Origin of the sequence: Pseudoxanthomonas sp. PXM01 (assembly GCF_014851815.1) — a bacterium.
GTDB lineage: Bacteria > Pseudomonadota > Gammaproteobacteria > Xanthomonadales > Xanthomonadaceae > Pseudoxanthomonas_A.
Window position 1 is genome coordinate 725896 of the sequence record NZ_JACVAJ010000002.1, and the last position, 13242, is coordinate 739137.

6 protein-coding genes are annotated in these 13242 nt (G+C 67.9%); 2 read left to right on the forward strand and 4 right to left on the reverse strand.

Going from position 1 to position 13242, the window contains the following annotated elements; genetic code table 11:
• Window positions 1-147: 147 nt before the first annotated feature.
• Entirely contained in the window at window positions 148-1998 is a 1851-nt protein-coding gene (locus IB230_RS12840; protein ID WP_192272764.1) for an ABC-F family ATP-binding cassette domain-containing protein, read from the reverse strand.
• 204 nt (window positions 1999-2202) lie between these two features.
• Between IB230_RS12840 and IB230_RS12845 the strand changes: the two genes are divergently transcribed.
• Window positions 2203-4593, forward strand: coding sequence for a TonB-dependent receptor (locus tag IB230_RS12845; RefSeq protein WP_192272766.1), 2391 nt, complete (start codon window positions 2203-2205; stop codon window positions 4591-4593).
• A 170-nt stretch (window positions 4594-4763) separates the two neighbouring features.
• Window positions 4764-6452 carry a YbaL family putative K(+) efflux transporter gene (ybaL, locus tag IB230_RS12850; protein WP_192272768.1) on the forward strand — a complete coding sequence of 563 codons (1689 nt, stop codon included), beginning with the start codon at window positions 4764-4766 and terminating at the stop codon, window positions 6450-6452.
• Window positions 6453-6460: 8 nt separating this feature from the next.
• On the opposite strand, the gene IB230_RS12855 is transcribed toward ybaL, so the two are convergent.
• The 3 genes from IB230_RS12855 to IB230_RS12865 form a co-directional block, all read right to left on the reverse strand.
• A complete protein-coding gene (locus tag IB230_RS12855) occupies window positions 6461-8740 on the reverse strand; it encodes a bifunctional diguanylate cyclase/phosphodiesterase (RefSeq protein ID WP_192272770.1) in 2280 nt (759 codons plus the stop codon).
• 137 nt (window positions 8741-8877) lie between these two features.
• A complete protein-coding gene (gene clpB, locus IB230_RS12860) occupies window positions 8878-11478 on the reverse strand; it encodes an ATP-dependent chaperone ClpB (RefSeq protein WP_192272772.1) in 2601 nt (866 codons plus the stop codon).
• A 146-nt stretch (window positions 11479-11624) separates the two neighbouring features.
• Window positions 11625-13223, reverse strand: a complete 1599-nt coding sequence (locus tag IB230_RS12865; RefSeq protein ID WP_192272774.1) for a hypothetical protein — start codon at window positions 13221-13223, stop codon at window positions 11625-11627.
• Window positions 13224-13242 lie beyond the last annotated feature (19 nt).

Here is a 13242-nt window from a genome sequence, read left to right on the forward strand (position 1 = left end):
GAACGAGTCGTCGCGAATCCCACCAACGCCACCAGCGCGACGATCGCGGCGGTCCTTGCCTGCTGCTTCCCCATGTCCTGCCCCCGTGCGGCCACTTCCCCAAGCGGCATCCGCGGGGGCCAGCCTACCGCATCCTGCAGATGCGGGTCACGCCTCGTCGTACAGCGCCGACCAGGCCTCCTCGGCCTTGGACAGCTGCTCCTGCAGCGCTTCGCGGTCCCGGCCCAGCCGTGCGGCGAGGTCGGCATCGGCGTAGCTGTTCGGGTCCGCGAGCTGCGCGTCCACGTCGGCCAGCTTGCCTTCCAGTTCGGCGACCTTGGCTTCCGCGGCGGCCAGCTTCACCGGATTGACCTTGCGCGCAGGGGCCGGCGCGGTCTTCGGTGCGGGCGCCGGCTCGCTGCGCAGCGGTTTGCTGCCCTGCGCCGAGGCGCGCGTGCGCAGCCAGGCGGCATATTCGTCGAGATCGCCGGCGAAGGGTTCGACCACGCCATCGGCGACGCGCCAGAACGTGTCGCAGACCAGGCCGATCAGGTGGCGATCATGCGACACCATCACGATGGCGCCGTCGAAATCGCTGAGTGCCTCGGCCAGCGCCTCGCGCATTTCCAGATCGAGGTGGTTGGTCGGTTCGTCGAGCAGCAGCACGTTCGGCTGCTGCCACGCGATCAGCGCCAGCGCGAGGCGCGCGCGTTCGCCACCGGAGAAGCCGTCGACCGGCTCGAAGGCGCGATCGCCGGGGAAGTTCCACTTGCCGAGGAAGTCGCGGAACGACTGGTTGCTGGCGTCCGGCGACAGGTCGCGGAAATGGTCCATCGGCGACTGGCCTTCGTGTAGCGACTCCACCGTGTGCTGCGCGAAGTAGCCGATGCGCAGGTCCGGATGCGCCATGCGGTCGCCCGCCATCACCGCCAGTTCGCCCACCAGCGTCTTCACCAGCGTGGTCTTGCCGGCGCCGTTCGGGCCAAGCAGACCGATGCGCTGTCCCGCTTCCAGGCCGAAACCGACGTCGTGCAGGATCACCGCACCGGGACCATAGCCGGCCTCGACGTGGTTCAGGCGGATCAGCGAGAACGGGAGCTTGGCCGGCTCGGCGAATTCGATGCGGAACTCGCGCTCGGCGCGCACCGCCTCGGTACCGGCGAGCTTGGCCAGGCGCTTCATGCGGCTCTGCGCCTGCGCCGCCTTCGAGGCCTTGGCCTTGAAACGGTCGATGAAGCTCTGCAGGTGCGCGCGTTCGGCCTGTTCCTTTTCGTGCGCGATCTGCTGCTGGCGCAGCTGTTCGGCGCGCTGGCGTTCGAAGTCGGTATAGCCGCCGGTGTACAGCTTGGCGCCGCCGCCGTGCAGGTGCAGCGTGTGGGTGGCGACGTTGTCGAGGAATTCGCGGTCGTGCGAGATCAGCAGCAGCGTGCCGGGGTACTTCAGCAGCCACTGCTCCAGCCAGAGCACCGCGTCCATGTCGAGGTGGTTGGTGGGTTCGTCGAGCAGCAGCAGGTCGCTGGGCATCATCAGTGCGCGCGCCAGGTTCAGGCGCACGCGCCAGCCGCCGGAGAACGACGACACCGCACGGTGGTGCGTATCGGCCGGGAAGCCGAGGCCGTGCAGCAGCTTGCCCGCGCGCGCTTCGGCATCGTAGGCGCCGAGTTCGGCCATCTTCTGGTGCGCGTTGGCGACCGCTTCCCAGTCTTCGCGCGCGCTGGCATCGGCTTCGGCCTGCAGCACCGCGGCGACTTCGGTATCGCCGCCGAGCACGAACGTCAGGGCCGGGTCGGGCAGCGACGGGGTTTCCTGCGCCACGCTGGCGATGCGCACCTTGCCGGGCAGGTCGAGGTCGCCCTTGTCCGCTTCCAGTTCACCCTGGACGGCGGCGAACAGGCTGGATTTGCCCGCACCGTTGCGACCGACCACGCCCACGCGGTAGCCGGCGTGCAGGGTCAGGTCGACGTTGGACAGCAGCAGGCGCTCGCCGCGGCGGAGCGCGAAATTACGAAGGGCAATCAAGAAACAACCTACGGGGATTTGGGGGGACGCGGCCGCGTAGTTTATCGATAGCGCACCTCCTCACACTTGTTAACAAAGCATTGACATGCCCTTTCCACCCCTGTAACCAGAACAGGTAGCATCTAAGTCCATGGTTTCAAAGGAAACTTTGCAAGCCCTGATCCACTTGAAGTCGCACTTCGCTGTCTTTCCCGGAGCTCCCCCATGACCCGCACGCTGTCGCCCCTGACCCTCGCCATCAGCCTGGCCCTGGTCGCCCCCACCGCTTTCGCGCAGGAATCGGCCCCCGCCGACGCCCGCACGCTGGACACCCTGATCGTCACGGGTACCCGCGTCTCCGACCGCACGGTCGCCGAGTCCCAGTCGCCCATCGACATCATCACGCCGGAAGTCCTGCAATCGACCGGCACCACGGAACTGGCCACCGCGCTGGCCCGCGCCCTGCCCTCGCTGAACTTCCCGCGTCCGGCCGTCACCGACGGCACCAGCGGCGTGCGCCCGGCGCAGTTGCGCGGCCTGTCGCCCGACCAGGTCCTGATCCTCGTCAACGGCAAGCGCCGCCACATCTCGGCGCTGGTCAACGTCAACGGCAGCATCGGCCGCGGCTCGTCCGCGGTGGATCTCAACGCGATCCCGGTGTCGGCAATCGAGCGCGTGGAAGTGCTGCGCGACGGCGCGTCCGCGCAGTACGGCTCCGACGCCATCGCCGGTGTCGTCAACATCGTGCTGAAGGGCGCCGGCAAGGGCGGCAGCCTGGCGGTCGACGTGGGCGGTTACTCCGCCGGCGACGGCGGCAATACGCAGCTCTCCGGCGATGCCGGCGTGTCGTTCGGCGATGGCCGCGGCTTCGTGCATGTCGCCGGGCAGCTGACCCAGCAGGACAAGACCGATCGCGCCGGGCCGTACCAGGGCACCTCGCCCAACACCGGCAACAACCCGGCGATCGGCCAGGTCGCCTTCGTCTACGGCGATCCGAAGGTGGACGCGGGCGCGGTGTCTGCGAACGCCGGTTTCGACTTCAGCGACAACGTCAGTGCCTACGCCACCGCCATCGCCAGCAACCGCGACATCGTCTCGTTCGCCTTCTACCGCTCGATCGGCCACAACGCACTCGTGCCGCAGGTGTATCCGGAGGGCTACGTGCCCGAGATCAACCAGCTGTCGCAGGACCGCTCGCTGGTCGCCGGCATCAAGGGCGACACCGAAAGCGGCTGGAAGTGGGACGTCAGCTACAACTACGGCTACAACCACCTGAAGTTCTACACCCAGAACAGCATCAACTACAGTCTGGGCGTGAACAGCCCGCGACGCTTCTACGACGGCGCGCTTGAGTACACCCAGAACGTGCTGAATGCCGACGTCAGCAAGCCGCTGGAGATCGGACTGGCCTATCCCGCCACGCTGTCGTTCGGCGCCGAGTACCGCCAGGAGAAGTGGAACCAGTCGCCGGGCGAGCTGAATTCGTACACCGGCAGCGGCGCGCAGGGCTTCGCCGGCTTCACCCCGGCCAACGCCGTGCATTCGGATCGCGACAGCTACGCGGCCTATGTGGGCCTGGAAGCCGACCTCACAGAGAAGTTCTCCGCCGGCATCGCCGGACGCTACGAGGACTATTCCGACTTCGGCAGCGAGGTGTCGGGCAAGCTGTCCGCACGCTACGCCTTCACCGATGCGGTGGCGCTGCGCGCCACGGTCGCCAGCGGCTTCCGTGCCCCGGCGCTCGCGCAGCAGTACTACCAGGTGGTGACCTCGCAGTACAACGCCTCGCTCGACCGCTTCTTCGAATCCGGCACCTTCCCCGCGACCGGCGCCGTCGCACAGGCGCTGGGCGCCGATCCGCTGACCGCGGAGACCTCGCTGTCGTACGGCGTGGGCCTGGTGCTGCAGCCGATCGATCGCCTGTACGTGACCATCGACGCGTACCAGATCGACATCGACGACCGCATCGTGCTGTCCTCCAATCTGCTGCTGGGCGGCAACGCCGCAGCGCAGGCGCTGCTGTCCAGCCTGGGCGTCAACGGCGTCACCAGCGCGCGCTACTTCACCAACGCCGCCGACACCCGCACCCGCGGTATCGACGTGATCGCGCAGTACACGGTGCCGTTCGAGAACAGCAGCCTCGCCCTGACCGCCGGCTACAACCACAACAAGACCGAGATCCAGCGCATCGCGCCGAATCCCGCCGAACTGACCGCGCTGGGCGCGAACCTGTGGCGCATCGGCCGCGACGAACAGGGCCGCATCGAAGAGGGCTATCCGCGCGACAAGACCACGCTGACGGCAGCGTGGAAGCTGGCCCGCTGGGACTTCACCTTCGGCGCCACCCGTTACGGCGAGTTCACCACGCGCATCAGCGAGACCGGCAATCCCGCCAACGACCAGACCTACGGCGCCAAGTGGATCCTGGACGCGTCCACCAGCTACCGTCCGAGCGAGAACTGGACGCTGACGCTGGGTGCGGACAACCTGCTGGACGAGTACCCGGATCGCACCATCTTCCCGAACTCGAACAGTGGCCAGTTCCCCTACAGTAGCCAGTCGCCGGGCGGCTTCAATGGTGCGTACGTCTACGGGCGCATCGCCTACCGGTGGTAACGGGCCTCATCGCCTGAGCGCTCCGGAACGCCCCGCCCCGCGCGGGGCGTTTCCGTTGTGGCGGCAGCGGAATGCGCTGTGCGCCGCGATGGACGCGCGCGACGCGCGTTTGCCGCAGGGTGTCCGCATCGGCGACACTCGCCCCTCATGCAGAGGAAGAACGCCCGTCGATGCATCATGACACCGACCTGATCAACATCATCGCGGTGGGCCTGGCCCTGGCCTTCGTGCTGGGGGCGATCGCCCACAAGCTGCGCTTCTCGCCGCTGGTCGGTTATCTGGTCGCCGGCATCTTCGTCGGTCCGTTCACCCCCGGCTTCGTCGCCGACCAGGAACTCGCCACCCAGCTGTCCGAACTCGGCGTGATGCTGCTGATGTTCGGCGTGGGCCTGCATTTCTCGCTGGAAGACCTGCTGGAAGTGAAGGCGATCGCCATTCCGGGCGCGATCGTGCAGATACTGGTCGCCACCGGCCTCGGCTGGGCGCTGGCGTGGGGCATGGGCTGGACGCCGCTCAACGGGTTCGTGTTCGGCCTCGCGTTGTCAGTGGCGAGCACGGTGGTGCTGTTGCGGGCGATGGAGGAACGCCGCCTGCTGGAGACCAAGCGCGGCCGCATCGCCGTGGGCTGGCTGATCGTCGAAGACCTGGTGATGGTGCTCGCGCTGGTGATGCTGCCGGTGCTGGCCTCCACCTTCGGTCCCGACAACGGCGACGAGCCGGCGACCTTCGGCCGCTTCGCGGTGGAGATCGCCTGGACCTTCATCAAGCTGGGCGCCTTCGTCGCCTTCATGCTGCTGGTCGGCCGCCGCGTGATTCCGTGGACGCTGGAGAAGATCGCGGCCACGGGCTCGCGCGAGCTGTTCACCCTGTCAGTGCTGGCCATCGCACTGGGCGTGGCGTTCGGCTCGGCGATGCTGTTCGGCGTGTCGTTCGCGCTGGGCGCGTTCTTCGCCGGCATGCTGCTCAACGAGTCGGAGCTGAGCCACAAGGCCGCCAACGACTCGCTGCCGCTGCGCGACGCATTCGCCGTGCTGTTCTTCGTCTCGGTGGGCATGCTGTTCAACCCGGCGATCGTCGTGGCGCATCCCTGGCAGGTGCTGGCCACGTTCGGCATCATCGTGCTGGGCAAGTCGGTGGCCGCCTACTACATCGTCAAGGCGTTCAAGCACCCCACCGGCACGGCGCTGACGATCTCGGTCAGCCTGGCGCAGATCGGCGAGTTCTCCTTCATCCTCGCCGCACTGGGTGTCGCGCTGAAGATCCTGCCGCCGGAGGGACGCGACCTGATCCTCGCCGGCTCGCTGCTGTCGATCATCGCCAACCCCTTCCTGTTCACCTGGCTGGACCGCTGGCAGAAGAAGCAGGAAGCCCTGGCCCCCGCACCGGTCGTACCCGAAGTGCCGCCGGGCCCGTCGCTGGACGTTACCGACCACGCCATCATCATCGGCTACGGCCGCGTGGGCAGCGAACTGGCGCGCGTCCTGCGCGACCGCGGCGTGCCGCTGATCGTGATCGACGACAACGGCGACCACGTCGCCCGCGCGCACGATGCCGGCATCCCGGCGATCCGCGGCAGCGCCGCTGCCGATCGCGTGCTGGCCGAAGCGCATCCGGAGCGCGCCAAGATCGCGGTGCTGGCGATTCCGCAGCCGCTGGAGGCCGGTGAGGCATTGGCCAAGCTGCGCGCCATCAACCCCGGCCTGACGCTGCTCGCACGGGCGCACAGCGAGGGCGAGGTGAAGCACCTGCTGGAACACGGCGCCGACGGCGCAGTGCTGGCCGAACGCGAACTGGCGTTCTCGCTGGCGGAAATGGTGATGTCCACGCCCCCCTACCGCCCGCAACGCGCGACGGCCTGAGTCCGGACTCAGTCGCGCGCGGCCTGCGCTTCGGCCGCCACGTCCGCCAGGACCTCCGCCAGCGGGCGCGGTGCGCCATAGAGATAACCCTGCACGCGGTGCACGCCGAGGCGCCGCAGGCAGAACTCGGTGTCCTCGTCCTCGACGAACTCGGCCACCGTGGTCGCACCGAAGGCCTTGGCCACCGCGACCGACGCCTGCACGACCGCATAGTCCTTGCCGAGCTGGGCAACGTTGCGCACGAAGGAACCGTCGATCTTGATCACGTCGACCGGCAGCTCGCGCAGACGGGCGAAGCTCTGCATGCCGGTGCCGAAATCGTCGATGGCGATGTGGCAGCCCAGCGCACGCAGGTCGGTGAGCAGATGGCTGGCGGCGGCCGTGTTGGAGATGGCGGCGGTTTCGGTGACCTCGAAGCACAGCGCACTCATCGGCAGCGGCGACCCGGCCAGCAACGTGCGCAGTTCGACCTGGAAGCTCATCGAGGCCAGGCTCTGGCCGGTGAGGTTGATCGCGATCTCACGGCAGTGGGGCAGCGCGCCGGGGGATTTCCGCAGCAGCCGGAACAATGCGCGCATGACCGCCAGGTCGAGCTCTGCACCGCGCCCGGCCGCCTCCAGTGGCGCCATGAAGCGCGCGGGCGACATGATCTCGCCGCGCTCGTCAATCAGACGGCAGAGCACTTCGCCGGCGAGCATCCGCGGTTCGGCACTGGCTCCCATGTCGGCGGTGAGGTCGCGGATCGGCTGGAAGTACAAGGCCACGCGCTCGCTGCGCAGGCTGGCCAGCGCCTCGGTGGCGTCGTGCAGCTGGCGACGGTGGGTGCGACGTACCTGCGTGTCGCCGACCTCGCTGTAGCGCGGCCGCAGTTCGCCGTGCTGGCGGGCTTCGAACGCCAGGTGCGACGCGGCCAGCACGGCGCCGTCGATCACGCTGGCGTGGGTGCCGCTGAACGCCGCCACGCCGAGATAAGGCAGCAGGCGGATGGGTTCGCCGCCGACATCAATCTCGGCATGCTCCACCCGCGCCATCACGCGCTCCCACAGGTCCGCGTCGCGTCCGGGCCGGGGCAACAGCGCGAACTGGCCGGTGCCCACGTAATAGGTCTCGACCAGATCCTCCAGGCGGCGCGCCGTCGCGTTCATCGCCTGCGCCTGCGTATCGAGGCCGAAGCCGGCGACCAGCGTGTCGGTCTGGTCGAGCAGCAGGTAGCCCAGTTCGGCCCGCGGCAGTGGGCGGCCCGTGCGCTCCCGCAGCGCCTTGAGGTTGGGCAGGCCCGTCACCTGATCACGCTGCGTCTCTTCCGACAGCTGCTCGGCCAGTGCGGACCGGTCGCGGTTGGTCAGCCACAGGTACAGCATCGCCAGCAGCAGGATGTTCATCTCCACCGCGATGTGCAGCAGGTTGAAGAAGCCCACGGGCGTGTTGGCGTACTCGGCCGTGCCGGCCACCATGCCGACCAGCAGCAGCAGGGTCAGCGACAGCGACAGCATGGCCCAGCGTGGAGACAACCTCAGCATGCACCAGGCGAGCACGACCAGCACCGCGAACCGGTAGTCCATCAGCACGGGCCCGGACAGCAGCGTGGCGAAGCCGTTGAAGGCGTGGCGCACCTGCACCGCCGCCCACAGGCTGATCGCAAGCCCCAGGCCCAACGTCAGTGGCCACAACCAGTGCGTACCGGTGCCGGCGCGCGGCGTGGGTTCGCTGCGCTCCAGCCAGCCGATGACCAGCGGCAGGGTCACGACCACCACGCCGAACTGCTTGGCGAAGAACATCTGGAATGCCGCACTCAGCGCATCGGCCGGCGACGACACCAGCACGATGCTGAGCCCGAGCAGGGCCATCACCAGCGGGAACACCAGCAGGCCGATCGCCGCGAACCGCACCAGGTCGCCCCGCTGCAGGCGCGCGCCCGCGTTACGAGGCCATCCCATCCAGCGTACGCACGCCAGGGTCCAGGCGAACTGCAGCAGGTAGGTCGCGGCACCCCACGCCAGCATCCATGTCGGTTGCCCGTCGTCGAACAGGTACAGCTGGCGCAGCGTCCAGCCGACGAACGTCAGCGCGAAGCAACCCGCCACCACGCGACGGTCGCGCACCAGCATGGCGATGGCCAGCAGTAGCCCGGTATGCAGATGGATGAGCGAGGCGTCGGCGATCTCGCCGAAGAAATCGATCCGGTAGCGGATGGGCACCTGCTGCAGCAGCAGGCACAGGCCCCCGAGCACGAGCACCTGCATGCTCCCGCCCAGGCCACGCACCGGTTGCCCTGCATGATCGGCCATCGGTCGGTCCTTGCCCCAGAGTGCTCGCCGCCAGCGGATGCTCGACGTGGCGCAGCCCTGCCCCATCGCGGGCTACACCATAACGTACTACTACGCGGTGACGGACGAAAGCAGGACACGCCTGCGCCGACCACCGGTCAGCGCGCGACGTCGAACACCAACTGCCCGCCTTCCGCGCGCACGCGCACCGTGTCGCCCGCAGCGAATGCGCCGGACAGGATCTTGTGCGCCAGCGGGTTTTCCAGCTGCGCCTGGATGGCCCGCTTCAGCGGCCGTGCGCCGTACACCGGATCGAAGCCGACGTTGCCCAGCAGCGTCAGCGCCGAATCGTCCAGCTCCAGCGCGATCTGGCGCTCGGCCAGTCGCTTGCCCAGGTAGCGCGTCTGGATGCGCGCGATCTCGCGGATCTGCGCCTTGTCGAGCGGGTGGAACACGACGATGTCGTCCAGCCGGTTGATGAACTCCGGCCGGAAGTGCGCCTGCACCACGGCCATCACCCCGGCCTTCATCTGCGTGTATCGCTCCGGACTGTCGACCGAGCCGTCGCTCTCGGACATCTCCTGGATCAGGCTGGAGCCGAGGTTCGAGGTCATCACGATGACGGTGTTGCGGAAGTCGACCGTGCGGCCCTGCCCATCGGTCAGGCGGCCGTCGTCGAGCACTTGCAGCAGGATGTTGAACACATCCGGATGCGCTTTCTCCACCTCGTCCAGCAGGATCACGCTGTACGGACGGCGACGCACGGCCTCGGTCAGGTAACCGCCTTCCTCGTAGCCGACATAGCCCGGGGGAGCGCCGACCAGCCGGCTGACCGCGTGCTTCTCCATGAACTCGCTCATGTCGATGCGGATCATCGCGTCGCTGCTGTCGAACAGGAACTCGGCCAGCGCCTTGCACAGCTCGGTCTTGCCGACGCCGGTCGGACCCAGGAACAGGAACGAGCCACTGGGGCGGTCGGGATCGGAAATGCCGGCGCGCGAACGGCGCACCGCATCGGACACGACCCTGATCGCCTCTTCCTGGCCGATCACGCGACCACGCAGCGACTGCTCCATCTGCAGCAGCTTCTCGCGCTCACCCTCCAGCATCTTGCTGACCGGGATACCGGTCCAGCGGCTGACGACTTCGGCGATTTCCTCGTCGGTCACCTTGTCCTGCAGCAGCTTGAAGCCCTTCTGCTCGGCTTCCTGCGCGGCGGAGAGCTGCTTCTCCAGTTCCGGCAGCTGGCCGTACTGCAGCTCGCTCATGCGTGCGTAGTCCTGCTTGCGCTGCGCGGCTTCCAGTTCCAGTTTCACGCGCTCGATCTGCTCCTTGATCTTGGTCGCGCCGGTCAGCGTGGCTTTCTCCGCCTTCCAGATTTCCTCCAGGTCGTTGAACTCGCGCTGCAGCGCTTCGATCTCGGTCTCGAGATCGGCCAGGCGCTGCTTGGACTGCGCGTCCTTTTCCTTCTTCAAGGCCTCGCGCTGGATCTTCAGCTGGATCAGCCGGCGCTCCATGCGGTCCATCTCTTCCGGCTTGGAGTCGATCTCCATGCGGATGCGGCTGGCGGCCTCGTCCATCAGGTCGATGGCCTTGTCCGGCAACTGGCGGTCGGCGATGTAGCGGTGGCTCAGCTGCGCGGCGGCGACGATCGCCGGATCGGTGATCTCGACGCCGTGGTGCACGGCGTACTTCTCCTTCAACCCACGCAGGATGGCGATGGTGTCCTCGACGCTGGGTTCGCCGACGAACACCTTCTGGAAGCGGCGCTCCAGCGCGGCGTCCTTCTCGACGTACTTGCGGTACTCATCCAGCGTGGTCGCACCGATGCAGTGCAGTTCGCCGCGCGCCAGCGCGGGCTTCAGCATGTTGCCGGCATCCATCGAGCCTTCCGCCTTGCCGGCGCCGACCATGGTGTGCAGCTCATCGATGAACAGGATGATCTGGCCTTCGTTCTTGGCTAGGTCGTTGAGCACGCCCTTCAGGCGCTCCTCGAATTCGCCGCGGAACTTGGCGCCGGCGATCAGCGCGCCCATGTCCAGCGACAGCACGCGCTTGCCGCGCAGGCCTTCAGGTACTTCGCCGTTGACGATGCGCTGCGCCAGGCCTTCGACGATGGCGGTCTTGCCCACGCCCGGCTCGCCGATCAGCACCGGGTTGTTCTTGGTACGCCGCTGCAGGACCTGGATGGTGCGGCGGATCTCCTCGTCGCGGCCGATCACCGGGTCGAGCTTGCCGATCTCGGCGCGCTCGGTCAGGTCGATGGTGTACTTCTCCAGCGCCTGGCGCTGGTCTTCGGCGTTCTCGGACTGCACCTTCTCGCCACCGCGCAGGCGCTCAATCGCGGTGCGCAGCTTCTGCTTGTCGGCACCGCTGGCCTTCAGCTCCTGGCCGGCGGCCCCGCTGTCGTCCAGCGCGGCCAGCAGGAACCACTCGCTGGCGATGTAGGTATCGCCGGCGTCCTGCGCGAGCTTGTCGGTGACGTTGAGCAGGCGCGACAGATCGTTGCCGATGGAGAGATTACCGGCCTGGCCGGTCACCTTCGGCAGCTTCTCCAGCGCTTCGCCCAGCCGCTCGCGCAGCACGGGCACGTTGACGCCGGCCTGCGCCAGCAACGGCCGCGAGCTGCCGCCCTGCTGTTCGAGCAGTGCGGTCAGCACGTGGACGGGTTCGATCATGGTGTGGTCGCGGCCCACGGCCAGCGACTGCGCGTCGGCCAGCGACTGCTGGAAACGCGAGGTCAGTTTGTCCATCCGCATCGGAAGAACCTCAAGGAAGTAGGGGCCGGCGAACGCCAGCCGATGCTACCCAGATGCGGTTAAGCGCCGGTGTTTCAAGACCGGTTGAGACCGGAATTCACCGTTGGGTGGGCCTTGGCCCACCACTCATGTCGATACCGGGAGGGTCACTCGGCGACCGGAGCCGTCGGCTTCTGCAGCGACAGCAGGCCCAGCAGCACCGCCAGCGCGGCATAGGCGCCGGCGAACTGCCACAGGATGGTCGCGCGCAGACCTTCGACGTCCCACGGCAGGTAGATGCCGCCGCGCGGGTCGACCGAGTGGATGATGCCGAACAGCGTCAGCACGGCACCCACCAGCAGCGCGACGACGGCGCGGCCGTTGCGTCCGTCGATCATCGCCACCAGCGCCGTGGTCCAGATCATCGCGGTGATGATGAAGCCATTGCCGAGCGTCACGATCGTCGCCAGGTCCGGCAGGCCGTGGCCGTCGACGCCTTCGTACAGGCCGGCGAAGTGGTCCGGCGCGATCCACGCCGGATTGCCGAACTTGATCGTCAGCAGGTACGCCACCGACGGCAGGAAGCCCAGCGCCACCGCGATGGCGTGCTTGCGCGGTGTTTCGGTGAAGGCCTGCACGGTGATGTCCAGGCCGACGTAGACGATGATCGGCGCCAGCACCGCGACCGGCAGCCACTGCACCAGGCCCGATACGTAGCCCAGCACGCCGCCCAGGCCGATGAAAAGGCCGGTCAGCAGCGTGTAACCCTTGCGCGCGCCCATGTGCTTGTAGGCGGGCTGGCCGATGTAGGGCGTGGTCTGCGCGACGCCGCCGCAGAAGCCGGCGACCAGTGTCGACACCGCTTCGGCCAGCAGCACGTCGCGCGTGCGGTAGTCGTCGCCAGCAGCGCGCGCGCTTTCGCTGACGTTGATGCCGCCCACCACCATCAGCAGGCCGAACGGCAGCAGCAGCGGCAGGTAGGGCACGGTGTACGCCAGACCGTCCAGCCAGCCCAGCGTCGGTAGCGGCAGCGTCACCGCCAGCGGCACCGCGTCCGGCACCTTGAAGCCCGGCGCACCGAGGCCGGCAAGACCCAGCGCGTAGTACAGCGTGGTACCGACGATGAAGGCCAGCAGCACGCCGGGAATCTTCACCGGCAGCTTGCCCTTGGCGACCAGTACATACAGCAGCAGGCCGAAGGTGACGAAACCGACGACGGGCTGGCGCAGCGTTTCGATCAGCGGCAGGAAACCCAGCAGCGTCAGCGCCGCGCCGCCGATGGAACCGAGCAGGCCGGCGCGCGGCACCGCACGCGTCACCGCATCGCCGAAGAACGACAGCACCAGCTTCAGCACGCCCATCACCACCAGCGACGCCATGCCGAGTTGCCACGTGGCCGTGGCCGCGGCCTGTTCGTCCATGCCCGCCTGCTTGAAGCCGACGAACGCCGGACCCAGCACCAGCAGCGCCATGCCGATGCTGGTGGGCGCGTCGAGGCCCAGCGGCATCGCGGTGACGTCGTCGCGCCCCGTCTTCGCCGCCAACCGGTGCGCCATCCACGTGTAGATCAGGTTGCCGACCAGCACGCCCAGCGCGGTGCCGGGGAACATGCGGGTGAACACCACCTCGGCCGGGAACTGGAAGATGCCGATCAGCGCGGCGGCGATGAAGCCGAGGATGGACAGGTTGTCCACCACCAGGCCGAAGAAACCGTTGAGGTCGCCGGGAACGAACCAGCGGCGCACGGGAGTAGCCGATGCGGTCATGGAGTCGGGAATCAGTGGG

What these genes read in the sequence shown, in the direction of transcription:
- ybaL (WP_192272768.1), top strand. Translation starts at nt 4,764, where the DNA reads ATGCATCATGACACCGACCTGATCAACATCATCGCGGTGGGCCTGGCC.
- IB230_RS12855 (WP_192272770.1), bottom strand. Translation starts at nt 8,740, where the DNA reads ATGGCCGATCATGCAGGGCAACCGGTGCGTGGCCTGGGCGGGAGCATG.
- IB230_RS12845 (WP_192272766.1), top strand. Translation starts at nt 2,203, where the DNA reads ATGACCCGCACGCTGTCGCCCCTGACCCTCGCCATCAGCCTGGCCCTG.
- IB230_RS12865 (WP_192272774.1), bottom strand. Translation starts at nt 13,223, where the DNA reads ATGACCGCATCGGCTACTCCCGTGCGCCGCTGGTTCGTTCCCGGCGAC.
- clpB (WP_192272772.1), bottom strand. Translation starts at nt 11,478, where the DNA reads ATGCGGATGGACAAACTGACCTCGCGTTTCCAGCAGTCGCTGGCCGAC.